This is a genomic window from Paenibacillus sp. HB172176 (assembly GCF_011947265.1).
GTDB lineage: Bacteria > Bacillota > Bacilli > Paenibacillales > Paenibacillaceae > Pristimantibacillus.
In genome coordinates this window covers 177,857-204,258 of sequence record NZ_JAATHD010000005.1, presented here as the reverse complement: position 1 = coordinate 204,258, position 26,402 = coordinate 177,857, and the positions used below count along the sequence as shown (strand labels likewise).

Annotated in this window: 14 protein-coding genes; 4 read left to right on the top strand and 10 right to left on the bottom strand. The window is 49.8% G+C overall.

Translation table 11 applies throughout. The features are described 5' to 3' along the window. The first annotated feature begins 177 nt into the window (after positions 1-177). The 3 genes from HFP08_RS09745 (at position 178) to HFP08_RS09735 (ending at position 4,632) form a co-directional block, all read left to right on the top strand. Positions 178-1,353 carry a sensor histidine kinase gene (locus HFP08_RS09745; RefSeq protein ID WP_168120399.1) on the top strand — a complete coding sequence of 392 codons (1,176 nt, stop codon included), beginning with the start codon at positions 178-180 and terminating at the stop codon, positions 1,351-1,353. Then, positions 1,346-2,020 (top strand): response regulator transcription factor, encoded by a 675-nt coding sequence (locus tag HFP08_RS09740; RefSeq protein ID WP_168120398.1) that lies wholly within the window; start codon positions 1,346-1,348, stop codon positions 2,018-2,020. Before HFP08_RS09745 ends, HFP08_RS09740 begins: the two co-directional genes overlap by 8 nt. A gap of 116 nt (positions 2,021-2,136) precedes the next feature. Continuing rightward, positions 2,137-4,632, top strand: a complete 2,496-nt coding sequence (locus HFP08_RS09735; protein ID WP_168120397.1) for a winged helix-turn-helix domain-containing protein — start codon at positions 2,137-2,139, stop codon at positions 4,630-4,632. 67 nt (positions 4,633-4,699) lie between these two features. Here the strand turns inward: HFP08_RS09735 and HFP08_RS09730 are convergent, their stop codons facing one another. The 5 genes from HFP08_RS09730 to HFP08_RS09710 all read right to left on the bottom strand — a co-directional run bounded on the left by HFP08_RS09730 (position 4,700) and on the right by HFP08_RS09710 (position 14,889). Further along, positions 4,700-11,002 (bottom strand): S-layer homology domain-containing protein, encoded by a 6,303-nt coding sequence (locus tag HFP08_RS09730; protein ID WP_168120396.1) that lies wholly within the window; start codon positions 11,000-11,002, stop codon positions 4,700-4,702. A 112-nt stretch (positions 11,003-11,114) separates the two neighbouring features. Beyond that, positions 11,115-12,053 carry a hypothetical protein gene (locus HFP08_RS09725; RefSeq protein WP_168120395.1) on the bottom strand — a complete coding sequence of 313 codons (939 nt, stop codon included), beginning with the start codon at positions 12,051-12,053 and terminating at the stop codon, positions 11,115-11,117. 212 nt (positions 12,054-12,265) lie between these two features. After that, positions 12,266-13,072 carry an ABC transporter permease gene (locus HFP08_RS09720; protein ID WP_240941250.1) on the bottom strand — a complete coding sequence of 269 codons (807 nt, stop codon included), beginning with the start codon at positions 13,070-13,072 and terminating at the stop codon, positions 12,266-12,268. Between the two features lie 4 nt (positions 13,073-13,076). Next, positions 13,077-13,868, bottom strand: a complete 792-nt coding sequence (locus HFP08_RS09715) for an ABC transporter permease (RefSeq protein WP_240941244.1) — start codon at positions 13,866-13,868, stop codon at positions 13,077-13,079. Further along, positions 13,861-14,889, bottom strand: a complete 1,029-nt coding sequence (locus HFP08_RS09710) for an ABC transporter ATP-binding protein (RefSeq protein ID WP_168120393.1) — start codon at positions 14,887-14,889, stop codon at positions 13,861-13,863. The genes HFP08_RS09715 and HFP08_RS09710 overlap by 8 nt, the downstream gene beginning before the upstream one ends. Positions 14,890-15,221: 332 nt before the next feature. Here HFP08_RS09710 and HFP08_RS09705 point away from each other — a divergent pair, with 332 nt between their 5' ends. After that, entirely contained in the window at positions 15,222-17,117 is a 1,896-nt protein-coding gene (locus tag HFP08_RS09705) for a chitobiase/beta-hexosaminidase C-terminal domain-containing protein (RefSeq protein ID WP_168120392.1), read from the top strand. 393 nt (positions 17,118-17,510) lie between these two features. Here the strand turns inward: HFP08_RS09705 and HFP08_RS09700 are convergent, their stop codons facing one another. The 5 genes from HFP08_RS09700 to HFP08_RS09680 form a co-directional block, all read right to left on the bottom strand. After that, positions 17,511-20,669 (bottom strand): ATP-binding protein, encoded by a 3,159-nt coding sequence (locus tag HFP08_RS09700; RefSeq protein ID WP_168120391.1) that lies wholly within the window; start codon positions 20,667-20,669, stop codon positions 17,511-17,513. Positions 20,670-20,737: 68 nt separating this feature from the next. Next, positions 20,738-21,403 (bottom strand): response regulator transcription factor, encoded by a 666-nt coding sequence (locus HFP08_RS09695; RefSeq protein ID WP_168120390.1) that lies wholly within the window; start codon positions 21,401-21,403, stop codon positions 20,738-20,740. A gap of 40 nt (positions 21,404-21,443) precedes the next feature. Further along, entirely contained in the window at positions 21,444-25,070 is a 3,627-nt protein-coding gene (locus tag HFP08_RS09690; RefSeq protein ID WP_168120389.1) for a glycoside hydrolase family 9 protein, read from the bottom strand. 34 nt (positions 25,071-25,104) lie between these two features. Then, positions 25,105-25,854 (bottom strand): SDR family NAD(P)-dependent oxidoreductase, encoded by a 750-nt coding sequence (locus HFP08_RS09685; RefSeq protein WP_206109216.1) that lies wholly within the window; start codon positions 25,852-25,854, stop codon positions 25,105-25,107. Between the two features lie 51 nt (positions 25,855-25,905). Continuing rightward, a complete protein-coding gene (locus tag HFP08_RS09680; RefSeq protein ID WP_168120387.1) occupies positions 25,906-26,364 on the bottom strand; it encodes a DUF2269 family protein in 459 nt (152 codons plus the stop codon). Between the last annotated feature and the right edge of the window lie 38 nt (positions 26,365-26,402).

Genomic DNA, 26,402 nt, shown 5'->3' with positions numbered 1-26,402 from the left:
GATCACTTTAAAAATAAGCATATATTCCCATGTCCTCGCATAAAGAATGACTTAAGTCATGCTTGTGAAAAAATCACTATTAAAGAAAAAGTACTAACTCGTTATTTCTCGAATTTATTAATACAGGGTTAGTGTGATAAAATAATGGTAAATTCCTTCGATGAGGTGCAGTGCGCGGTGGATATTCAAGTTAATCAAAAATTCCAGCTCTTCTTAACAAGCATCTCTGTCGCGGTTACTGCGATTCTTCTTTATCAAACGCCTCGCCTGTCTTTAGGCCTAGTTTTTTTTGCTTGCGCTTATGTTGCGGTCATCCTTCTCAGAGACTACATTCTGAAGGTTGCTCTGCAGCAAAAAAAAGGCTTATGGTATATGCATGCGCAGCTTATTCTCATTCTCATCTTGTATGCCTGGTCGGAAAGCTATGTTACGCAGGTTTATCTATTAATTCTCGTTGGTGAATATGCGTACCATCATCCCTTGAGGCGAGCCTTGGTTTTCTCGTTGGCATGCTTCGTCAGCAACATTGCGGCCGTCTTGCTGTACCGTGAATCCAACGCCATTTTTGCTGAAGTTTACTTTCTTTTCCCGCGAAGCATCGGCTTTTTTGCGTTTTTCCTGGTAGGCAAACTAGCCAGGTCAGCCTATTTGCAAAAACGTCAATTAGCAGCCAAAAGCTATGAGCTTCAAGTTATAACGAAAGAAATGGAACGCTCTGCCGCGTTGCAAGAGCGAACCCGCATCTCCCGCGATCTTCATGATTCGGTCGGCTATACGCTGACCTCCGCCCTGGTGGGACTGCAGACCGCCGAGCTTGCTTTGCAAAAAAACGAGCCCACTTTGGCCCAGGATATGATCGAGCGGATAAAAGACAATGTCCGCAACGGACTGGAGGACGTCCGAACGACTCTCCATTCAATGCGTACGAGGAGCCTCTTCACGCCATTTGCCTCCGAACTGGTCAAGCTGATTGAAGACCTGAAAAAACAAACTCAAGTCCAGGTGGAGTACACAATTGATGATGAATTGCCCACTTTGCCGCCTGCTATCGAATCTACTATTCTTCGAGCTTTGCAGGAAGGACTTACAAACGGCGTTCGGCACGGCTCCAGCACCTTCTTTCATTTTTCTCTGATGTACAAATCCGGTTTTCTCTATTTTCGCTTATCAGACAATGGGAAATTAAATGCTGCTATCGTTCCAGGCTTTGGATTAAATGCCATGAAGGAGAGAGTGCAAGCTGCGTCCGGCCTATTTGCCGTTACAGCCAATGAAAGCACTGGAGGAGTCACAGTGGAAATTACGATACCGCTTCACGAACACCCCCAGCGACGAGGTGATTTCGTTGGCTGAGACAACTGTTATTATTGCAGAAGACCAACCTCTGATTCGAGATGGCTTGACCGCGATTCTGACAATGGGGGGAAACTATAACGTCGTTGCCAAAACCAATGACGGTCTGTCTACGATCGAGCAGGTTTACTTGCACAGACCCGATCTTGTGCTAATGGACATTCGCATGCCCAAGATGGACGGCTTGGAGGCGACTCGGCGTATCAAGGCTGCGTTTCCCGATACGAAAATCCTAATTCTGACGTCCTTCGACGATGAACAATACATGTGGGAAGCGTTGCGTGAAGGCGTGAACGGTTTTTTGACAAAGGGCACTGAAACCGCGAAGATTTTCTCCACAATTGAGGATTGCATCAACGGAAGGTTAAGCTACCCTATCAGCATTCAGAATAGGCTGATGCAGCTTATGGGAAGAGCGGAGCCTTACTCATCCGTTCCCGCTCCTCCCTACTCGCAACCTCTCGCGTGGCAGCGCTTGACTGCGCAGGAACGAAACATCACAGCGCTTTTGAAGCAAGGCCGATCCAATCAAGCCATTGCAGCCGAGCTGTTCTTAACATTGGGAACGGTGAAAAATTACTTGGTTGTCATCTATAAAAAGCTTGGGGTTTCCAGTCGCTCGGAAGCCATCGCCTATTTGCATCGCGAAGAAGCGGTTGACCATTAGATAAAATATTATATTTGTTAAGCTTCGAATATACGACAAAATTCAACAAAGGTGAAGATATGACGCCATACCCTCTTTTGTCTCAAAAAACAAATATACCACCGCCAGCTCCGACGATGATTGCCAGACCGCGTCTGTGGTCCAATATTCAACAGAGAAAGGTGAAGCTGATTACCGTAATTGCCCCGGCAGGCTGCGGGAAATCCGCTTTTCTTAGCGATTGGGCGCGCAATTCGGGCTTAAGGGCTTGTTGGTACTCTCTGCATATAAGCGATAATGATCTCATCTCATTTCTGAATTATATGATAGACAGCATTCAGAACTTGTTCCCGGAATTCGGTCAATCTCTGCAGAAAATGCTAAACACCTCTCAGCCTTCAATTGAAGCTCTTCTCGTTCTATTCCTTCAACAACTATCCGCTTTGGAGGAAGATTTCTATCTCATTCTTGATGACTATCATTTCATAGAAAATCGACAGATTCATGAGAAGCTCGCCTATCTGCTTCAGTATCTGCCTGATAATCTTACTCTCATTATTAGCAGCCGATCATCCCTGCCATTCCCTTTGACGAAGCTGCGGCTTGCAAACGATTGGATAGAAATCGGCACGAGCGACTTGGCATTAACGATGGAAGAAACGATTCAATTCTTAAAAATGCAAACGTCAAGCATGAATGTCGAACAAATGAAGGCGGTCTATCGGCAAACCGAGGGTTGGGCAGCCGGCATCCAACTGATTATGCTCTTCCGGCAACAAGCGGAAATCGGGAGTCAAGCCTTCCTTTCTCGCGCATCCAATCCTCACATTCATACGTATTTGTTCGAGGAAGTGTTCCACGGGCTCGACGAAGAGGTACGAGAATTTCTACTCTCCACGGCCTGCCTCGATGAATGGAACGAAAGCCTCTGCCATGCTGTAAGCGAAAAGCCGAATAACTGGCGGGTGCTCGATCGGTTGATTCGAAGCAACCTGTTCATAATTGCCCTGGATCAAGAACGAACCACCTTTCGTTACCATCATTTATTTTCCGAGTTTCTACGGAACTACATGGCTGCGCAGCAGCCGGATGAGCTCCTAACCTGCCATGCGCGCGCAAGCAATTGGTATGAATCGCAGCAACAGTATGCGGAAGCGCTTGAGCATGCGACCGCCGCAGGCAACGTCGAACGCATCTGCGCGCTGCTGGCGAAGCTCGCTCCGAGCATGCTGAAGCAAGGACAAGCCGAGCAGCTTATCGAGCGTATACGAAGCGTAGACCTCCAGCTTGTGCGTTCGGTTCCGGAAGTGCTGATCTATTATTGCTGGGCGCTGGTTCTCCGCAGACAAATCGAAGAAGCCCGGGGCATCATTCACGATCTGGAAGAGCAAATATCGCGCCAATTGGACCCCGACGGCAGGCATTCGTTAATCCCCGAGCTGTCCTTATTGCACAGTCATTTCTGCTCACTGCAGCATGATTTCGAGGGCATGATGGCTTATCGGATGCGAATTACCGACTATTTGCCCTACGAGAGCGAGATGATCAAAAGTGTGGAGTTTAATCCAGGGCATGCCTCCTTGCTGCGAAGCGCCCTCGGCAATTTCGGCGATTATAACGCAACGGGAACGCTAGTCACGCGGATGATGGCGTATATGGCCAATACCGAGCAAGCGAAACAAGAGGTTCAGGTCGAACGTCCGGTGTGGGGGTTCATTTGCGGCTTGATCGGCGAATGCTTCACAGAGCGTCATGAACACGCGCAGTCCGAGGCTTATCTATTGGAAGCGATGCAGATTGGCCAAGAAACGGGCATGCTGGGCATTTTTTTGCCGGCCGTCTTCACCTTTCTGCAACTAAAAACCTTCAAGGATCCAATGTATGACCCGGAACCCATGCTGCAGGAGCTGGCGGTTTCCATTCGGGAGAATGATGTCCCTTACTGGCAATTGCCGCTAGAGGCATTCCAAATCTATCTTGATCTGAGACAAGGATGTATGGATCATGTGGAGGATTGGCTTAATCGATCTAAACTTTCCACAGACGGTGCAATTACGCTGCAACGAGAATACGAATATTTAGTCCTGTGCCGAGTTAAGATTGCCTTGGGTCAACTTCCGCAAGCCGTTTCGCTGATTGACCGATTGTCCATTATTGCCGCCAATGAGCGGCTGCATGGAGCGTTAATTGATCTTAATCTGATCAAATCCGTAGCCTTACTGAAACAAAAACGCCCGCTAGAAGCTCGAGAGATATTGCTGGGCGCATTGCAAATGGGCAAGGAAAAAGGCTGCTTCATGACCTTTGTCTATGAAGGCGAGGAGATCTTGCCCATACTTGCCCAGTTGCTGCAATCTGAACTGGAGCCATCGCTGCTGGAATACATTCGTTCGATTGATGAACATATTCAAATTTATTCGAGGAAAATGGCTTCCCCCTTGAAAGACTTCGATGTTCGTCAATTGCTGACCAATCGGGAATACGAGCTGTTGACGTTGATGGCAGAGGGCCTTACCAACCAAGATATTGCCGATCACTTGAACCTCTCCTTGGGCAGCGTGAAGGTATACAGCCATCGCATCTACTCCAAGCTTCAGGTGTCCAACCGCACACAAGCCATTCTGCTGATATGAGAAGACTCCCCCTGTGTTTCCGAAATTCGGAACGCAGGGGGAGTCTTTATTCATTCCTGTGCAAGAGCTAGATCAATCCAGCTTTCACCAGCAAGCGTTGCACAATTACGGCTGTCTCCGCTCGGGTAATGTTGCTCCCCGGCAGCAGCTTGCCTCCATTACCGTGAACCAGATCGGCTTGCACGGCTGCCGCCATAGCCGCCTTCGCCCACGACGAGACATCCTGTTGATCTGTAAAAGCAGACAAGGCCGTGTCTTGCGCCGCGTCGACCTCAGGCAGGCCCGCCACCTTCATGGCATTCGCTATCATCGCCATCGCTTCCTCGCGGGTGACCTTAGCGTTCGGTCGGAAAGTTCCGTCTGCGTAGCCATGGACGATGCCATAGCTCTTCGCTTGGGTGACGGCTCCCGCATACCAGTCGCCTGGTTTCACATCCGAGAACGCAGCCGGCTCGCCTTCTTCCGCCAATCCCAGCGCCCGGACAACGATTGCGGCGAATTCCGCTCGGGTGATGGCAGCATTCGGATTAAAATGGTCTGCGTCCACTCCGTTAATAATTATACGTGAGGCCAAGTCGCTGACGGGGCCTTGCGCCCATGCGGCATCCACATCAGTGAAATTCACAGGATGCGCAATTAGCATATAAGCGCTGTTGGTCATGCTGTTAATGACCGCGTAATATTGGCCGTCCTTCGAGATGAACTTCGTCGGCACGGTCCGCGTCGTCCCGTCGGGATTTAAGACAACGGCCGTCGTAATTTGCGACGGATCCACGTTGTTCGGCAACGGGATTTCCCGTTCGACGTACGCGCTGAAGCGATCGACCGTTATCGTTCTGCTGCCATCCGAGACCGTTATAGTGAATTCGACCGGCGGCACGACGAGGGTGAAGCCCTCCTTCTCGCCCGTTTGCTTGGCCAATTCCACTAGCTTATCGTCGCTCTTGGCAATGTCTACGTAAACGGTCAAATTCACCCCCTTGGTTGTTCCGTCAAATTGTGCGGCAAGCCCCTCCAGATTGATCTGGGATGACGGCAGACTGTAATTGCCGTTCGGGGTTGCAAGCTGCAAGAGCGTCCGCCGGCTTTGCAGCGTTTGAAGTCCGTTCGCATCCAGCTCAAGGCGCACGCGATCGGCTTCACCAGTGACTGGTATCGTAACGACGCTCGTTTCGTCCGTCTCTTCGGCGCCGTCCAGCGTCGACTTCAGTTTGTCGGCATCCACCTTCGCAGTTACAACCGTTTCCCCGTTTTCGACCGTTGTCGTCGCCTCGCCGTACCCGCCGAGCTCACCTGTGTCATTCACAGGCGGCTTCGTTGAAGGGATTTGCGGCAACGGGTTTGAACCGGCTCCCGATGAAGAAGTTCCTACATGATAGACGTTAGAAACGAAATCTGTTCGATTCCCTATCAGATCCGTCGCCCGGATAAGCAAGTACCAATCTCCTTCCGCCCCCCTTTTGCTTAATGTATCTCCGCTTGCCAATTCGATCCAGGACGCTTCTGCCGTCGGCGTGTCCGCTGTCTGTGTCCACACGTATTGGAGCGAGCTTGCATCGACGCCGCTGCCGCTGCCATCCGTTACGGTAACGACCGTCCAGACGCTCGCCGATTTGGACGCATTGCCATTCACACTGAGATTCACCGTCGGCCCGGACTGATCGATCCTGATCGACTTGTCCGATGTCAGTACATTCCCTGCGCTATCCTCCGTTTTGACCATTAAAGAATATACGCCTTCGCTGTTGAACAGAAGGGGCTCGCTATAGCTATGCCACAATGCTCCGTTATCCAGAGAGTAATTCGTAGACGTCACTTCGACGTCAGGCGTGCTCTGATGCGCATACACGCTCGCCGTTACGCTCTCGCTCGTCCAGTCGCCGCTAGCGTACGGCGAGCTGTCCCCATGCGACAAGCTAACTTTGAGAGACAGGCCGCTGCGGCTAATTCCTGTCGTTGCTTCAACATCAGCGCTTTGATTGCCCAACTCATCCGTCGCCCTCGCCAGGATCGAATGCATCCCTTCGGATGTCAGTGTTAAGGGATCACTGTAGTTCTGCCAACTCTCCCCGTTATCCAATGAGATCTCCACCAGATCCACGCCGCTCTCATCGTCAGTCGAATACACGCTTGCGGTTACGTTCTGATTCGTCCAATCTCCGCTCGTCAGAATCGTTTGATCTTGAGCTTGCAGCTTCAACGTCACGGTCGGAGCCATGTTGTCCAGCCTGAACCGGTTCGAGGATACATTCGCCTTATTGCCGACCACATCCGCCGCTCGGATATGCAGAACCCAATCTCCGCTCACACCCTCCTTCATAAGTGAATCGCCACTTGCGAAATCCGACCATGCCGCTTCTGCGACCGGCGCCTCCTCCTGCTGCGTCCACACATATTGCAAGGAATCCGATTCGACCCCGCTGCTGTCATCGTTCACCGTTACAGTCGTCGCTGCCGAATGGACATAGGCTTCGCCTCCGTTCACAGCGAAGCTAACCGCTGGCTCGCTCTGATCGACGGTAAACGTCAGCGGATCGCTTGACACTGAGCCTCCTGCCCCTTCTGCGACCGTCACTTGCAAGGTGTAGGCTCCGTCAGGAATAGCACCTAACGCAACCAAGCGATTGATCGACGCAATTGGCGCAGCAGTGCTTTCGTTATAGACGGCATGCGTTATCGTCTCATTCGATGCATCGATAATCGCATAATCCACCGACAGAGGTTCCCCCTCCAGGCCGCTCCATATAGAACCTTGAACAGGAAGTGTATCCTTAACAAGCGCCTCTCCCAGTTCAGTCTTAATGATGGCTGGCAGCAAATGAGGAGCAGCCACCCCTTCATCGATACCCCATACGTCGGCGAAGTTTTCCCAATCCGCATATGTCGCGGCTTCCTTCAGCTCCGCAGCCGTGACAACAGCGGAATCGATCACACTCTCATCCTCGGCATTATCAGCAATCAAAGGCTCTTGCAAGGCAATGCTCTTATATAAGGTGCCTTCGTTTAAGCCAATACTGCCGCCTGGATACGCATCGTCGCCGCTAACGGTCCCCGTCGCATAGCTGTATGCGATTTCGCCGTAACTTCCTCCAACCAGCCCTCCTGCATAGCTATCTTCCCAACCTTCTACATCTCCGGATGCATAGACGTTCTGAATACCGCCTATTGAGTTCACACCGACCAGACCGCCGATATAGGCTTCTTCATCTCCATAGACATCCCCCGACGCATGGGCTTGCTCGATTAGCGCTTGATAATTCAGTCCTGTCAATCCGCCGACTAAGCTTCCATCTCCGCCTTCCACATCTCCGGATGCATAGACATCGCGCATCTTGGCGTTATAATTCGCTCCGGCGAATCCCCCTGCTTTAATATTTTCACCGCCAATGATATCACCTGTTGAATAAGCATATTGAACAAAGGCTTCCTGTATATTCGCTCCGATCAACCCTCCGGCAAATCCGGCAGTTAGACTTCCGCTAGCATCCCCGACGCTCAGATCAACATCAGCGCCAGCGTTCTCTATGATTGCTTCTTTGCCAACGTTTCCACCAACCAACCCGCCGTCCGTACTGTCTACTCCCCTATCCATTAAGCTCCCCTCAGCATATGCATTAACAATTCTGCCGCTGTTCATGCCAACCAGCGATCCCGACACCGAATTTGCGCCGTTCATTTGCATATTCACACTTGTGAGACTAATATTCGCAATGGATCCGGCAGAAGCGCCGAACAATCCGTTCAAGCTCGCCGAGCTTACCATTGTCAAATGGCTTATGAGATGTCCGGCGCCATCGAACTCTCCGGTGAACGGGCTGTCCATATCGCCAATCGGCTCCCAGCCGGCTCCTCCGTTGTAGCCATCCCCATCTTCGCTGAGATAGGAAGTCAGATCAATATCATTCTGGAGCATATAGCTTGCAAATAGCAGCGATCGTACAGCATCAAGCTGCTCGGCTGTTGCAATGCGATAGGGATCTTGCGGCGTGCCGCTGCCTTCCGAGAACACACTGGCAATCTCACTGGTATTCAAAACAAAGCGCTGCGAGGATGCCTCTGCGGCATTGCCGTTATTGCTCGAAGCGCGAACATGCAAATACCAGTCTCCATCCTCGCCAGCCAGCGTGATGGTGTCGCCATTGTGGAAATTGCTCCAGGAAGCTTCGTCTCCCGGTGCGCTCTCGCTCTGCGTCCATACATACTTGAGAGAGCTCCCGTCTACGCCGCTCATATCTGGTATCATCTTCACCTGTATTGTCGTCGATACTGACGGTTGCGGGGTAGCGCTTCCGTTCGTACCAAACGAAATGACCGGCGGATTATTATTCAGTTTAAAACCGCTTGAAACGGTGAAGTGCGTATTGCCTATCTGGTCACTGGAAGTAATGTGCAAATACCATTCCCCATCCGGGCTGCTCTTGGTTAGTGTGTCGCCGCTTGTGAACGCCGTCCACTCCTCGCTGGCAGAAGGCTCGGACGAGCTGTTTGTCCATACATACTTTAAAGAGGCTTCATCGACACCGCTCAGAGCATCGCTAACGGTAACTTGCGTAGATATCGAATGCAAGTAGCCCGATTCGCTGAATGGATTAAAAGTAACCAAGGGTGAGTCGATATCCAGCAGGAACGCACTTGTCGCAGAGGCGGTGGAGTTGCCAGCTTTGTCATACGCTTCAATATGCAAATACCATTCCCCGTTGACATTGTTCATGCTCAGCTCATCGCCGCTTGCAAACGTCGTCCATGACGCATTGGCATCCGGTACTTCCGAGCTTTGTGTCCATACATACTTCAACGCACCCACGCCGCTTCCGCTATCGCTCACGATTACAGTCGTTGCTGCCGTCTTCGCATAGTCGTCATTCCCGTTCGCCCCGAATTGAATCGTTGGCGCGGTGTGATCGACGGAGAAGGAACCGATGCTGCCGACTGACGTGTTACGCACCGATTCGCTTGCTCTTGCTTCAATCGTGTAATTCCCCTCATCCCAAGATGACGTATCGATCTGCCAAGACAACCCTGCGAGCGCACCCTGCGCGGTAACATCCGATTGAGATGCGACAGTCGCAAGCTCTTCATCCTTAATCGTATAGTCTATCGAGAACGGCCCCTCCAGGCTTCCGCTCCACACAGTCCCTTGCATCACAAGCGAGTCCCCGACATCCGCCGATTTCAACTCTGCCGTCACGATCGGCAGCAAGTAAGGAATGGTCTCGCCTTCATCAATTCCCCAAGTATTCGTGAAATCCCATTCCAGGAAAGTCGAGCTCTGCTGCATGGCCGATACCGATTGTACGGATGTTGTGTTAACGCTGCCCCCGAGATCCATCCCAACTAATGGATTTTGCGTTGTATAGCTTCCTGTGACTGAACCGCTGCTAAAGAACATGCCGAATAACCCGCCAACACTCGCACTGCTCCCGCCGCTAGCTGCACCGGCAGCATAGGCATGCGAGAGTGTTGCCAGCCCGAATTTACCGACTAATGCGCCTATATAGGAGCTATCTCCTCCGCTGACATCTCCAGTGGCGTAAACTTCGGACATGGCAGCAACGGGTTCCTGTTCTCTGGTATCCACGTATCCAACCAGTCCGCCGACATAGGCGCCATATCCGCCGCTTACAGATCCGGTTGCGTATGCTTTCGAGATGGACGCCCCGGATTGCGTTCCGACCAATCCTCCAATGGTATCCCTTGTCGCTATATTGGCATTCATTAATGCCGTGGTATCCACATCAGCCGAAATGTTATCGCTCATCCCGCTCGAAAAGCCAAGCAGCCCGCCGATCGTATATGTTTTTTGGGATTCGGTGACCGTGATGCTCCCTTCGGCAACTGCATTCCGAACCGTCCCTTGATTATAGCCAACCAGGGCGCCTATATAGATCTGAGGATCAATGGGCGTGGAAGAGAATGTCATAAGAATGTCCGATAGAGCTACATTGACAATCGTACCGCTGCTTCGGGAGAATAAGCCGTTATACCCAGCAGCAGCAGTGTCTATGGATAAGTGAGAGATGGTATGACCTCCGCCATCGAACGTCCCCTTAAAGTATTTGTCATCATATTGCGAGCCATTATCAATCGGCACCCATCCGTTGCCGTTGTTATATCCCGCACCCGATGCGCTTAAATAATCGCTCAAATCGATATCGTTCATCAACAAGTAGCTTGCGTCCAAATGATTGCGCACCGCATCAAGCTCCGCCGCCGTCGTAATCTGATAAGGATCGGTTGGCGTGCCGGTGCCTCCAGCAAACTCGGAAGCCGCATACACGATGTTATGCGCGCTTGGCACTGCGACCGCCAAGTTTATCACTAACGCCAAAACGCATGTTAGCAAACCTATTATTTTCCATTTGTCTCTCATTGGTTTCCCCTCCAATAATCTTTCGTCAAATACTGACAAAATTCTATCAAAGTTTGAGAGAAAAAAAGTCTAACTAAAGTTAGCATTTTGCGTAATAATCTTCTCCCCTTTATCACTCAAGATTATTCGCTCCATACCGGCCCATCCACGAAGAAGCTCTTGCAAGCAGCTCGGCCCGAAGCATGACCAGCTCGTCATAATCGTAGAAGAACAATATCTTTCTCTCCGCAACCGTCTTCCCTGCGGGCTTGTCCGTGAGTACAAAGTTCATCCACGATTCCGCAAGATCTTCCACGAAATCCACAGCCGCATACTCACTCACGAATTGCTTATCGCTATATTCATACTCCGCTTCCGGCCAAAATTGCGAGTGAAACGCCAAGACATAGGCATCCTCATCTGCGCATCCTTCATCCAAATAAAGAGTCGAGCAGCCTCTCTCCTTGGCGGACGGGTTTACTTGTGAAGAGTTGAGCGTCAACAAGTGGCCGAATTCATGAAAGAGAGTGGCCACCTTCTCTTGCGGCGTCATGATCTCGGGATCTATGTTTATACCCACTGTCCATTCCCTTCGATCGTCCTCATCCTGCACGGCATAAGCAACCGTATCGACATGCGAGAAAATCTCAAACGCGGTAACCTCCTGTCTTTCTTCGCTTGGAATCAGCCGCGTAAAATCGTTCCACAATTGTTCATGCCTGGCTGTATCCGTCGATGTCTTATTGGCAAGGAAACGATCGCCATCAATCTTGTAGACTGCCAAGATATCTTCCTCTGCATCAGACAGCTCCTCTTCTTCTTCACTCAGCTCAAGCGGTCTCATGTCAACAAAGGATCCATATCGCGTTTCCAGTTCCTCCGCGATTTGATCCCCCCATGCGGCGCAGGCATCCGCATTGCCGCATTCGATTTTTTCGCTTTCGTAAACATCGCCGTGCGCAGGAACCTCATTGGATGCATCCATTTGCTGTTCTGCGCATCCTGTTTCGATCATGCAAAGGATTAATCCCATACCGACTAATGCATAAGAGTAATGTCTTGTCGTAAACATTGAAAACCCCTCTCTTATCGTTGAAGCAACTGATAGATCATCACCGCCTGGTTTGATTCCGCATCTTCCAAATTCTATCAAACCCATCATTCGATGAATATTAACCAAAGTTAGCATTTTGCGACAAATTGGGCCGTTTTTCGACATCGATTTTCTATCACGCAAAAATAAAAGAGAACGCAATTTAACCGCGTCCTCTTGACCTTAATGCCCTAATTCCCCACGCTCTCATACTTCTTCAGCCCTCTATGAAAGATCAGCACCGCCATTCCCATGCAATAGAGGGCAGCCAGGGGACAGAGCAATCCCCACAGCACCGAAGAATCCTCTTTGCCGAACAGGAAGGAAGCCGGAACATAGCCGATAAACGAGAATGGGATGATTACGGAAATCAATACCTTAATGCCAATCGAATAAATACTGATCGGAAATTTGGCAAAATCGCCGAGCGTGCTTACCATCATCGAGAACGGATTGCCCGAGCCAAGCAGCCAGAAGGCAATGCAATTCGCTGCAAGATTGATCGCCGTGCGAATAACAACGCCGGAAACCACGAACAGGAGGAACAGCACCATTTTGAAAATCGTCCACTCCACATCTACATGAATAAGCGAACTCACAATCAGGAACGCGCCAACAGTCAAATTACCCAATCCGTTCATGCCTACGGCCGAGCTAAGAACCTGCAGAATCGGCGACACGGGCCGAATCAGATAGATGTCCATCCCGCCGCGCAAGATATAGCTGCTTAATCGCCATGTCCCTTCGAAGAAGAAGGTAGAACAGCCCGTCGCAAAAAAAAGCATGGCATACATCAGCACGACTTCCCAAAACGTCCATCCATGTATGTCGGGTATTTGCCGAAATACGACCCAGATAAAGATGAACCCCAGCACTTGGGTTAACACAGCCGCCGACATGAGAATGAAAAAATCGGACTGATACTCCAGGATAGCCTTAATATTTTGAAGCATATATCGGTAGAACAAATAGAATGATCGCTTAATAGAAGTATGCATCTCTCTATCCTCCATGGATGGTCACTTGTTTGATCGCCCAATTCCAAAGCAGCTTGCCCGCCCACCACAAAATCACAACCCAAACGAGCTGCAGTCCGATGAGGCCTATCGCCTCCGCCCCATCCACTCTCTCGAGATAAATCGAAGCGGGAATGAAGACGATGCCTTGAAACGGCAGGTATGTACAGATGACTTCCAGCCACTTCGGGAAGAAAATAAGCGGGATCAACGCGCCCGATAATAGATTCATAATGGCGGTCCGAGCAAGCGAAAGACCATATCGGCTCGTCGTGTAGAAGCACAGCAAGCATGTGAGATAAATGATGCCGAATTTGATCAGCAGAGCGGCGCCAACGCTGACCAATAATAGAAGCCACGTGTACCAGTGCGGATTATACACGCCTGAGAAAATAGTCGGAGCCATAATGAAAATCATGACAATACTGACAAAGCTCTCAAATACGCCGGCTCCCAGCACCTCGGAAAGTCTTGCCTTCTGAAAATCGACAGGCTTCAGCATATCGAGCGCTACCGAACCGTCGACGATCTTGCCGGAAATCGTCCCTTCCGAGTAGAAGGAAATTAATCCGTTCATAAAAAAACTGATGATCAGATAGCCCTTCATTTGATCCCAGGATAATCCGCCAAGCTGCTCCTTGGCCGTGAAGACCACATTCCACAAATAAAAAATGGAAAGAAGATAGATGAAATTGCCCAAGATGCTAATGATGAACGTGCCTCTGTAGGCAACTGTATTTTGCATGGAAAGCTTGGCTAGCGATACATACTTATACACGATGATCACCTGTCAGCTTCAGATTGCCTTCATAGATATTCCTGATCATGCCGTCAATCCTGGTTTCGTCGAATTTGAAGTCGATTACCTCAGTATGCAGCATGACATAACCTACGATTTCACCAGCTGCGATTCGATTGCCGTCGAACCCGATCGACAGCATATTCCCGTTGTTATGGATATGATTCACTTGGAACTTGCTCCTGATGTTAGCCATTAATGCGTGAAGCTCATTCGCGTCCTTCAACTGAAGATGAATGGTTCGTTCTTTGCCTCCATACAGCCTTCTTAGCTCATCCAGAGCCCCGTCATAAATAATGATGCCTTTGTCGATGACAATTAGGCGACGGCATATATCTTCAATGTCTTCGAGATCATGCGTCGTTAGCAGCACGGTTGTGCCCTGCTCCTTGTTGATCTGCTTGATGAAGCTGCGAATCTTGGTCTTCACGGAGATGTCGAGACCGATTGTCGGTTCATCCAGAAATATAATAGGAGGATTATGCAACAGCGCAGCGGCCAAATCCGCCCTCATTCGCTGTCCAAGCGAGAGCTTGCGGGCAGGCAAATGCAGAAATTGATCGAGATCCAATAGCTCGATGAAACGCTCCATATTCCTATCGAACATTTCCCGGGGAATGGAATAGATATCCTTCAGCAGCGAAAATGACTCCCTAATAGGTAGGTCCAGCCATAGCTGCGTCCTCTGACCGAAAACAACGCCGATGTTGTAGGCATTCGTCATCCGATTCTGATGCGGAATCTTCCCATTTATGCGAACCGAACCCGAGGTCGGAACCAATATTCCCGACAGCATTTTGATCGTGGTCGATTTCCCCGCGCCATTCGGCCCGAGAAAAGCAATCGAATCTCCTTTGTTAATCGTGAAGCTGATATCGCTTACAGCGCATTTATCTACATATCTCTGCGTATATAAATGCTTGATTGCCCCCTTCAAACCCGGCTCTCTAATCGCTTGCCGGTATGTCTTGTTCAGCCTGTCCACGATAATCTGACTCATGCTAACCTCCGCCGTTATTTTGTATATATTCACTTAACCAATGGTACAACGTAGATATCTTCATCTCTCCATTGTAAGAGAAAATAGCAGGGATCAATAGCCGACAATCCGATTATTTCTGGTGTTATCCCACACAATTGGAAGTTAGAGGAAAACGGAGGAGCGACGAAAAAAATGTCGAAACAGGGTTGATTAACGGTAGGTAATTTGACATGGCATGTCGAAGTATTAATCGACAAAACTCGGGGTCCTTCTGCATCGATGTTCACTTTCTGGAGCGTCCGGTTCAATAGTCCCAAGTTTTACTATTTTATAAGGAGGAACATCAGCAGATGAGAAGAAGACTACTTTGCATAATGCTGGCACTGATGCTGTGCTTGCCTTATGCCGTCGCGAACGCGGAATCGGGTGCCGCGACGAAGACGTCGCAGGACTTCTCCGACTTGAAGGATTTGGATGCGGCTACGAAGGCCAAGTTCGACGCCCTCATCTCGGCAGGGGTTTTTGACGGTGTCAGCGACACCAGCTTCGGATTAAAGGAAGAGATGAACCGCGCCCAGTTCGCCAAGGTCGCTGCACTGATCTTCGGACTCGAAGTGAACAACGACCTGCAGACATCCAGCTTTAGTGACGTGAACAGCGATGATCCTGCTAACGGTTATGCTTTGCCTTATATTGAAGCGGTGAAGACTGCGGGCATTACGGACGGCTATGGAGAAGGCACCTACAATCCGGCAGGAAAAGTGACCAAGGAGCAGCTGGCAACCTTCCTCGTTCGAGGCTTAGGTCAGCGCGAGGAAGCGGAAGAGACTCCCGGCGTTAACGACGACACGGTTTCCGACTGGGCGAAAGGCTATGTGGCGCTTGCCCTCGACCAGAAATTGTTGACGAATGGCGACGATGGCAAATTCGGCGGGCAAGCGAACGCGACGCGCGATCTGCTAGTCACCGGAGCATACGAAGCCAAGGAGCAATTCGTAGAGATTAAACAGAACGAAGAGAAGGAAAAAGAGGAAGCAGCAGCAAAAGAGGCTGCGGAGAAAGCAGCGCTCGAGGCGCAGCAGAGAGCCGCAGAGGAAGCCGCTGCGAGAGCGGCAGCCGCTCAGCGCAATAAGCCGACAGCAAGTCCGGCTGGCGGCGAGGTTGCTGCGGGCACAACAGTCACGCTCAGCACGGCGGCAAATAGCGCGGAAATCCGCTATACAACGGACGGCAGCACGCCAACCAAGAGCAGCGCGCTCTACAGTACCGCGATTCCCGTTAGCGTTGATATGACGATTAAAGCGATCGCCTATAGCGGATCGAGTGCGAGCAATGTTATGAGCGAGAGCTACACCGTTACCCAGCCGGCAGCGGCGGAGACTCCGACCGCGAGTATTGCGGGCGGCGAGGTCATTGTCGGAACGAAAGTGGCTCTGAGCTCGGCAACCGTGACCGCGTCGGTCTACTATACAACCGACGGCAGCACGCCAACCATCTCCAGCACACTGTACACGGAAGAGATAAGCATTGACAGCGATATGACGATTAAGGCGATTGCTGTGAAGGACGGAATGGCAAACAGCGATATCATGAGCGAGAGCTATACCGTAATCGAGAAGGTTGCGACTCCGTATGCTAGTATTGGCAGTGGTGAGGTTGCTATGGGCACATTGGTGACACTAAGCACGGACACTCCTGATGCGGAAATTCGCTATACAATTGATGGGTCTGATCCAAGTGAATCTGGTACAGACATGCTGACCTTTGTTTATCATGAAGGTGGATTTTCCATTGGCGGGCCAGTCACTTACAAAGTAATCGCTGTGAAGGACGGAATGGCCGTCAGCGATACGCTTATTCTCATGTTTACGATTCCGGATGAATTGAGAATTGATGATTTCCGTTACGAAGACGGCAAGTTTATTGTGCAGTTTAACAAAGCAGTATCTGAAGCAACCGCAGAGACCTCCGGCAACTATTCGCTGAATACGATGGAGGATGGAAGTGGACTTGCACCAGCGTCCATCACAGCAACCTTGCTTTCTAGCGGAACTGAAGTAGAACTGGATGCGGGAGATTGGTATGCAACTCTATCAGAAGGCGATACCATTTACCTGACCGTGACCAATGTGCAAAGCACCGGCGGTCAACCGATTACAGGAAATACAGAAGAATTAATGAAGGTTCCGGACTCCGGAGGCGGCTATATTCCACCTGATATTCCTGATATTCCTGTAATACCTTAATAGAAGAAAAAACGCCTGACGGCGTACTTTGAAAACAGCGACTTGTTCTAACGGACTTTCTGTCCTCTTAGCCAGCGTTTTTCAATTCCCGCTTGCTCTAACGGACTTTTTGTCCTCTTAGACAACCGTTCGAGCGAAAAAACAACGGGATTAACCAGCTAAGAGGCGAAAAGGTCCGTTAAAAATCCGGGCTGGCTGAAATGAGCTTCTAAGGGTCGAAAAAGTCCGTTACAGCAGCAAGCATTCATGCCCCTAGAATTTTTTAATTTGTGACGGTAACTGGAACCCAGGCCCCTTCATTGGGGCCTGGGTTTTTATTGGATTTGCCTTCATGATCTATTTTTTACAAGCTTTATAAGATAGCTTATCTCCGGTACATCTAATACTCAGAATCTATTCCAGTGCCAGAAGAGGCAAATGAATGGTCAGCAAGCATCCCTGCTCTTCTTCATCGGATCTGAGCCACAACTGCCCTTCCAACTCCTGCACTCTCTCCACCATAGCCCGCAAACCAAAGCCAACCTTACTGTCCGTGTAGGGATGACCGTCATTCCACAGCTCGAACGTAACATACCCTTCAGCTGTGTACAATTTAAATTGAAACTGAGTACCCTGCCCATGCCGAATGCCGTTCGTAAGCCCTTCCTTGAGAGACTGATAAAGCGATCTTTGCTGAGCAGACGTAAGATCTGGTATCGAATTAATCGAATAGGTGACGGAAACCCCTGTCGTCTCCATCGTCTCTTCAAGCAACTGCTCCATCGCCGCCTCCATTGGAAAAGCTCTGTCCTCATGTCGGATCATACGAACGGATTCGCGGATTTCATCGAGCCCTTTGCGAACGAGAGACTGAGCGAGCTTCGCTTTCTCAATGCCAAGCTCCTTCCCTCTGTCCAGCAACATGATGGATGCTTCCAATTGCACGATTGATGCCGTTAACGTATGTCCAACATGGTCATGGATATCCTGAGAGATGCGCGTTCGCTCCATCATGACAGATACCTCCGCCAAAGCCTCTGCACGTTCCCGAACGGAAGCTCTTAACCGATCCGTCGTCTGCTCCAGCTCACGGGTGCGTTCCTGCACAAGCAATTCAAGTCTAGTCGTCAGCCCTATCAGTCTTAATTGCAAGCGAACGCGCGCTAGCAGCTCATGCCTTGCCGTTGGCTTTGTGAGATAGTCGTTCGCGCCAACCTCGAAGCCCTCCAGTAAATCTGTCAACCGATCTCGCGCAGTTAATAAGACAATCGGCAGCTCATGAACATCATGCCGCTGGCGAATCAATCGACATACTTCATACCCATTCAAATCCGGGAGCATAATATCCAGAAGAATCAAATCGGGCGGCGATGCCTCGATATCTGCCAACGCCGTCGCTCCCGTGGAAGCCTTCCTTATACGAATAGGCAACGCGGACAAGTAGCTTTCCAGCACCTGAAGATTGACGGGCTCATCATCCACGATAAGGACGGTCAGTTTCGCCAATTCCGCATCTTCTGAGTAATTTGCTGCAGGATGATTCCCCTCGGCAACTATTGATGCACCAATTTCCAATGAACGATTCCAATCCAAATTAGCCGGCACATACGCTGGCGGGTCAATCACTGGACGATTTGTCATTGTTGCCTCTTCATTTGAGACATCCTCTGTTGCCACAGGCAGGGTAAAGATGCAAGTTGTCCCTTGCCCCTGCGTTGATCGCAGTGCCAGATGCCCGCCATGCAGTTCTGTCAGCTTGCGTGTAATAGAGAGACCGAGGCCAGTGCCTCCCCGATTGACGGATCCATCTTGTTCAAAGGGCTGACCTAATCTTGCAAGGACTTCCTCGGCAATGCCTATGCCCGTGTCAATAATAGACACCGCTATCCAGCGTCCCGTTACTTGGGCGCGAACGGTAATGCTGCCTTGATCTGTGTATTTGACGGCATTGCCAATCAAGTTATACAAGATTTGCTGCAATCGATTCGCATCCGCCCAGGCATGCGGCAAATCCGGATCTACTTCACTATGAAGCGTAATATCCTTCTTCGCAGCAATGATCTGGAACACAGCGAGCACGCTGTTAACGGCATGTTCCATGGAAACAGACGCTAATTCCAGATTGATATCTCGATGATTCAGCTTCGAGAGGTCCAGAAGATCATCGATCAAACGAGCGAGACGCCTGCCGCTGGATACGACAAGACTCAGGTGCTCCCGCGCTTTCTCGTCCATCGTGACGGTCTGGCCATCAAGAAGCGACTCTGTTAATCCAATGATGCCATGAAGAGGCGTTCTTAATTCATGAGAGGTATTGGCAAGAAACTCGCTCTTCAATCGATCAACCTCTTGTAATTGATCATTCTGCTCTTCCAGACGGGAAGTATAATCATGTAATTGAGATCTTGCTCGTATGACAAGCACGATTCCTATAATGAAGATCAATAGGAATAACGAGAGCAGCACAATATGATTCAACAATTGATAGATTGGAGCCGGGAGGTAGCGAAAAGCGAGATCATTGAATTTTGGAAATGTGAATACAAGACGATCGAACGAAACGCAAAGAAGCACAAGGAGCATTCCTGTCGTTAACCGCTTCCATTCATTGCGACGATGCTCAAAGGCGCGCAAGATGGTGAACAGCACATACGGCGCGGCAAGCAGAATAACGCCAAATAAATACACCATTGATTGCTCATAAAGCCGAGGCGCAAAGATTGAGCTAATCGCAGACCAGAGAGATAGAGCTAGAAACAGCTTGCGCAGATTCCGAAAGCCGCCGCTCTTCCTCTCTTCCGCCAATCTTTCCATTATCCCGCTTGAAGCCCAGGCCACAACAGGATTGCCTATGCCGCCATAGAATGCTAATCCGGGCATTTCCAAGTAAATCGAGAAGAGCGATGTATTACACAAGGAAGAATAGCCCGCTGCAAAAGTAAGGATTGCGAAATAGACATACATGCGATTTCGTTCATAGAACAACCATGCTCCTGCTGCGAGAACCATCATGAACAAAAAACAAATGGATAGAATCAAACGTATCGCATCGATCCTAAGGAAGGTTCCCAGCAAATCCTCCTGCGTTCCTGCGTAGATATGGCCGATCGGCTCCAAATCATCGTCGCTCGGCCATATTCGCAATTGCAGCATGAGTCCTTCTGCATGCTCAGGAAGAGCAACCTCATTCCAGGTTAGCATCAAGCTTTGCCGAGACTCATGGCTCATCGATCGATCCAGGACAAGCTTATCGTCCAAATACACCTCATAATGTGAGAGTCCGCGAAACTTCAATTCGGAAGGTCCAGTAATTTGATCAATCTGGGGAGGCAGAGGTCTTCTCACCCATAAAACCTCTCCTGCCCTATCCCTATGAGAAGCCGCTTCCTTCAATACTTCAGAAAGCGGTCGCCACATAGCTCCTTCCTTATCCTGCATTCCATTCTCAGCCGGAAGACTTGACCATACCGCTTCCCATTTGTCCGGAGCGAATAGAGAGTATAGTTGAATCGAGTTCGATACTTCCGTCGCCTTCTGAAAAGGATTCAGGAGGGCGGTTAAGATCATAATCATCAAAGAAACTCCAATAAGGCCAATGATCCAGCGAGAGCGGGGCATATAATTCCTCACAGACCCACTCGTCATGGATGTTCAAACATTTCGCGCAGTGTCATCATGGCAACGGTTCGATCTCGAGTTCCAAGCTTGGCGTAAACACTGCTTACATAATTTTTCACTGTCCCTTCACTCATGAAGAGCAAGCTTGCAATCTCTTTGTTCGTCTTTCCTTCCATCATGGCTCTTCCGATCTCCTTCTCCTTTTCGGAAAGCTTAACACCTTTCGCTTTCAGCCGGCTTGCCCCCACCAGAGCTTGAGCCGAGACATCAGAAGAGGTGATTCTGGCAGCAAGTCTTGAAGCAACGGAAGAAGGGAGAAGCAGATCTCCCTTAACAGCGTCCCTAATTGCTTGAGCCAGCTTTTCGCCTGGAATATCCTTCAGCAAGAAGCCCGTTGCGCCGCCTGCCAGAGCATCAATAATGTAACCGTCATCTGCAAAAGTGGTCAGAATGAGAATGACAGAGCCGGGCTGAGAGGCCTTAATCTGCTTGGTGCACTCTATGCCGTCCATGCCCGGCATGCGTATATCCATCAAGACGATATCCGGCTTAAGCTCGAGCGTCATAGCCAATGCTTCTTCGCCATCGCGTGCCATTCCGACGACCTGCATATCCGGCTGCAAGCTTAAGATCGTGTCCAGACCGTCTCTCATTAACGTCTGATCATCCGCCAATACAATTGAGATCACATCATTGTGCTCCTTCCAAATTGAACCTGCATATGAACAATTATACGACGAATATTTTCAGCCAGCCATCACCAATTGCAGATTCATCCATCCACTTGCCTCCACTGTACTTGCCGGATGTTAAGCTGTCGTTGACTGCTGAGGTCAACCATTCGTAAGTGGAATAGTCAGAGTTTCTCACTTGACCAAGCACGATTGCATAAGAAGCGCCATTTATTAAACCCGTATAGGTTAGCGGAACATCTATGACTGCGAAATCCTCGCTGATAGAGCTTGCCGGTACGGTGATGGTTTTCAGTGCCGATCCGCTTGGCTTATTATTCTTAGTCGCATACAGACTTACCGTCATGTTGCTGGTATTGCCGAATTTTCTCACATTCACTTGAATCTTCTCTATCGTCTGCTTCGCATTCGCAACGAACATCTGCCATCTCTTCAACTGATCGCGACTTTCTCCGAAGGTATAGCCGAATGTTCCGTTATGGGAAATATCAATAACAGAAGATGAAGATTGTTGCATCGCGATTGCAACCGGGTTCGTCCAGTCACTTGCATCCCCATGATTATTGACGGCTCTGATTCGATAAGAATGGGTAGAACCCGGCGCAAGGCCGCTATGAATGTAGGATAACTCTGCAGTCGAGATGTAAGGGCCTTCTCCATCAATCTCTATCTCGTAAGACTGAGCTCCCTGCACTGATTGCCAGCTTAACAGAGCAGAATCCGTACTTGCTGCAACAACCGTCGCACCTGCAGGAACAGCAGGAATTTGTTGCTGCGGCTCAACGCTTTGCGCGACATGCAGCTTCATCCATCCATCGCCTATATGAGATTCATCCACCCATTCCGTAACGGTTTGTTTGCCGTAATCATAACCGCCGAACACATCATAACCGGCAAGCCATTCATAGATTCCGCCGTGCCCCGGAGTTGATTGTCCCAGCACAATGGCATACTTGACTCCAGCAATCAATCCGTCATAGGAGAGAGGAGCGCTCACTGCGGCATAATCCTCCGTTACCTCGCTCGAAGCAATTGTTGAAGAGGCTAGCACAGAGCCGGAAGGTTTGTTATCCTCTGTCGCATAGAGCTCTACCGTCACCTGTCCCGGCAAACCTGCTTTTCTAAGCATAATCTCTATCCTTGTTAGAACGGGATAAGAATCTGCAATAAACGTCTGATAGCGCTTGACCTGATCGGCTGCCTGCCCGAATGTGTAGCCGCTATTTCCGTTATGGGAAAGATCAATGATGCTGGTCGGTGGAGCTTGCGGCGTCTTTACAGTTGTTCGATTACTCCATTCACTTCTACCGCCGCTGTTGATCGCTCTTACTCTATAACTATGGGTTGATTGAGAAGCCAATCCGTTATGCTCATAGGAAGTAAGGCTGCCATTATCCAGAACCACGCCATCAACCTCAAGCTCATATTTCGTTGCGCCAGCGGAAGTTTCCCAGCTCACAAGCACAGCAAAACTGCTCGTTGCGTCTGCGGAGATTTGCTCAGGCGTCTGCGGCGGCGGCGGCGGCACATCGGTAACCGCGCTGACAGGATTGCTCCAAGAGCTCATGCCAACATTATTCTTCGCCCGGACACGATAGACATGGGTTGAACCTTGCTCCAGCCCTTCGTGAGTATAGGCAATGCTTGGGCCGTTATTCTGGACGACACCATCCACTTCAATATCATAGCTGGAAGCAAAGTCTGACTTGCTCCATTGCAGAGCAATCGAGGTTGTGCCTGTTGCTTGTGCTGACACATTAGCCGGTGCGGACGGCGCCTCCGTCGGCAGAGGCGGAGCCGTCACAAACTTGGCTAGGAGCTTCGCATAAGCGGCTTGATAATAGATGCCATTCTCTGTAATCTCCCATGACGCGTCGACGTTATTCGGCCACTCCCATGAGATGCCATTCCAATCCTTATACATCTTCTGCATGGGTTGACCCAATGGAGGAGCTGAAGTTCCGCTATATTGTGTGCTCGGCCCGCCTGGCACGAAGCCGGGAGGCGCGAGATCCCACTGCGAGCCATCCGCAAACCAGCTATGGTAGATTTGAGAAATGGAATGCTCTGCTCCATACTCGCTCATATTCGTCAGATACGTGAAGCCATTCGGATTTACGCCATGAAAGTAATGCAGGATGTTCTTAGCGCGTTTGTCGTAGTTCTCCTTCTTGCTCGGATTAATCTCATATTGAACGAAGTCATAAGCAGTTGCGCCCAGACGGGCTCGAACCTGGAGACTGCCCCAATGATAGGAGAAATCAGGCACGAAGGCTCGATACAAATCATCATCGTCATGGAAAGCCTCGTCGAAATCCTGCACATCCCGTCTTTCCAATATATAGGATCTCACTGCCGGATCAGCATTCGGAAGCGTCGTATAGAACATGACACCATCCGCTTGTTCCCCATAATACATACCCCAGTAACCATCACTTAGCGGCCATGTCGATTTGTAATTATTTTTGAATTCGGAATGAAATCTGTCCTCGCCTGTTAAGGCATATAAGTACACAGAAGCAATCGTTGCGATCTGCGCTTGGCTCTGCAGCGACATATCCGCGTCTCCGGCTTCAATCTCTCCTTTGTCTGCATCATCGGATTTAGGATTCGCCTGGTACCAGTCCCATGCCTGAACAGCCCGTTGCTGCAAATCATCGGCATAGCTCTTTAAGGAAGGAAACTCCCTGTAAACAAGTGCTGCATGAGCAAAATTAAGAGCCGTTACAATCGTCGAAGAAGACGCCTTGGGCAAGTAATAGCGATAGCTCGTAATGGCGCTCGGCGGATTCGCGAATTCACCTATTTGGCCGCTGCTCGGCACCCCTACTTTTAAGAGAACGCCCCCATCGTTCTCCTGCATCTTTATTAGCCAATCGAGTTCCCACTTCACTTCATCCAATACATCCGGAATGCCGTTTCCGGATTCCGGGATATCGTAATCATCCGTGAAGATATCCGGGTTCTGCTCATATGCGGATAGAAGCTCATTGACGGGCTGCGCTGTGTAGGTCACATATTTATTGAAATCGCCTGCATCCATCCAGCCGCCGGATAGATCTCTTTCCGTAGCGGGGTTGTTCCGATCGAATACATTTCTAGCCTCCGAATCTTGATGAGGGCCGAGGAAAGCTGCTCCATCCGCATAGGCAGCGCCTGCATGCTCCGGCAAATGCGGTGTCCCAATTCTCTGATAATAGAACGTCTTGATCGCAGCCTTTAATACGTCCTTATACACATTCTTGTTAATTGCGAAATCGAAGGACTTGGAATTGTTCTGTGGATCCCAGAGATAATATTCTCCTTCTGCTGTTACAGAAGAGAAGTCGAACCACCAGCCGCGATCCCCCGAGGAGGACTGTGTGGAGCCGTTATTCCATAGGACTGGCTCTCCTGTAAACACAGTATCATCATCGCCAACTCTTCTTACTTCAAGAGTCGGACCAGGCATATATGCATCTGCACTGTTATAGCCCGATTGCGGATCTACCAACACGGCAACTTTGTCGTCTTCCGGTCTATAGCCGAACTGATCGATCATCATATATTTTTGCAAACTGACAGGAGGACCAGATGTCTGAGCCTGTGCAGCGGGAACAGCTCCAAGGAATAGATTAATTAGCAACAGCAGTGGAAGAAAGACTTGCAGACTTTTCTTATTCAACGTATAACTCCCCTTTACATCACCTTAATTCAGCTTAATTCATGGCCAATCCGCCATTTACCCTTGTGTACGTGCCCGTTAGGAACCGGCTTTCTTCACTTGCAAGGAAGGCAATCATACCTGATATATCATCCGGCACAGCTACACGCTGGAGAGGTGTCATTGCCGCAACCTGCTGCTTAATCGATTCAGGGGTATGAGCAGATGCCTCGGTCTGGACCAGTCCCGGCGATACCACATTCGCTGTAATGCCAAGAGGAGCATATTCCAGCGCTACATACTTCGCATACGCATTGAGGGCGGACTTGGCTGAGCCATGCGCAGCCATATAAGGCATTGGAGAGTCCGCAGCATTACTCGATATATAAATCATTCTTCCATATTTCCGAGCGATCATCGCAGGAAGCACCGCTTGCGTCAACGTGAAGGAAGCCTTCATTTCGCTATTCAGCTTCTCCGCAAACTCCTCCCAGCTCATTTCGCTAAGAGGCTTCATAACAAAGGGCATATTCGCATTGCAAACAAGAATATCGATTTCGCCAAGTGTCGCTTCAACATGAGCGACGGCAGCAGCTACCTGTTCGGAATCCCGGACATCCGCTCTTACAAGCTCCGCCTCGCCTCCCCCGCGACGAATTCGTTCGACGATTTCCTCTGCCTTTTCGCTTTGCTGAACATAATTCACTGCAATTTTTGCGCCTTGCTCGGCTAACTTCAATGCTGTGGATGCCCCGATTCCTCGAGCACCCCCCGATATAAAAGCTACTTTTCCTAATAAATTCATTTGCCATTCCTCCATTAAATTAAAATTGAGAGTTGAGAAAGTCCCCAACATTTAAAAGTAGGGTTTCATTACCATTAGAATTAGGAGCACAATGCCTAATAACGAAGCTGCTTCATACAAGCGATTGATACGAGCTAGCATCTTTGTCCTGGTTACGGTTCGTGCAGGATCTGATCCCCCCGTTTCCTCTTGCTTCAGAAGCTGATCTAGCTTCGCCGCCTCAGGACTAAGCATGCCTACTACGATAATCTGAATGATCACATACAGAATAAGCGACAGCAGGATCCACGGATCCACGAATCTCCACTCCATAAGCGCGACCAGCAACACACCTGAGACAACGGCAATCGATCCCCCGATTTTCGGGAAATAATTCAAAGTCTGCATAAGCGCGAGCGACTGCTTAAGCTGATTCGTCTGCGCGCTTCTCCTGAACAACACATGGCCGAAATAGGTCGGACCGATACCCAGAAAAGCAGAAACCACATGAATCACAACAAGCCATTCCATTCCCTAACACTCCCTTGTTTCATAATCATGGTTCAACA

What these genes read in the sequence shown, in the direction of transcription:
- HFP08_RS09685 (WP_206109216.1), bottom strand. Translation starts at nt 25,854, where the DNA reads ATGAATTTATTAGGAAAAGTAGCTTTTATATCGGGGGGTGCTCGAGGA.
- HFP08_RS09705 (WP_168120392.1), top strand. Translation starts at nt 15,222, where the DNA reads ATGAGAAGAAGACTACTTTGCATAATGCTGGCACTGATGCTGTGCTTG.
- HFP08_RS09730 (WP_168120396.1), bottom strand. Translation starts at nt 11,002, where the DNA reads ATGAGAGACAAATGGAAAATAATAGGTTTGCTAACATGCGTTTTGGCG.
- HFP08_RS09735 (WP_168120397.1), top strand. Translation starts at nt 2,137, where the DNA reads ATGATTGCCAGACCGCGTCTGTGGTCCAATATTCAACAGAGAAAGGTG.
- HFP08_RS09725 (WP_168120395.1), bottom strand. Translation starts at nt 12,053, where the DNA reads ATGTTTACGACAAGACATTACTCTTATGCATTAGTCGGTATGGGATTA.
- HFP08_RS09680 (WP_168120387.1), bottom strand. Translation starts at nt 26,364, where the DNA reads ATGGAATGGCTTGTTGTGATTCATGTGGTTTCTGCTTTTCTGGGTATC.
- HFP08_RS09710 (WP_168120393.1), bottom strand. Translation starts at nt 14,889, where the DNA reads ATGAGTCAGATTATCGTGGACAGGCTGAACAAGACATACCGGCAAGCG.
- HFP08_RS09700 (WP_168120391.1), bottom strand. Translation starts at nt 20,669, where the DNA reads ATGATTATGATCTTAACCGCCCTCCTGAATCCTTTTCAGAAGGCGACG.
- HFP08_RS09720 (WP_240941250.1), bottom strand. Translation starts at nt 13,072, where the DNA reads ATGCATACTTCTATTAAGCGATCATTCTATTTGTTCTACCGATATATG.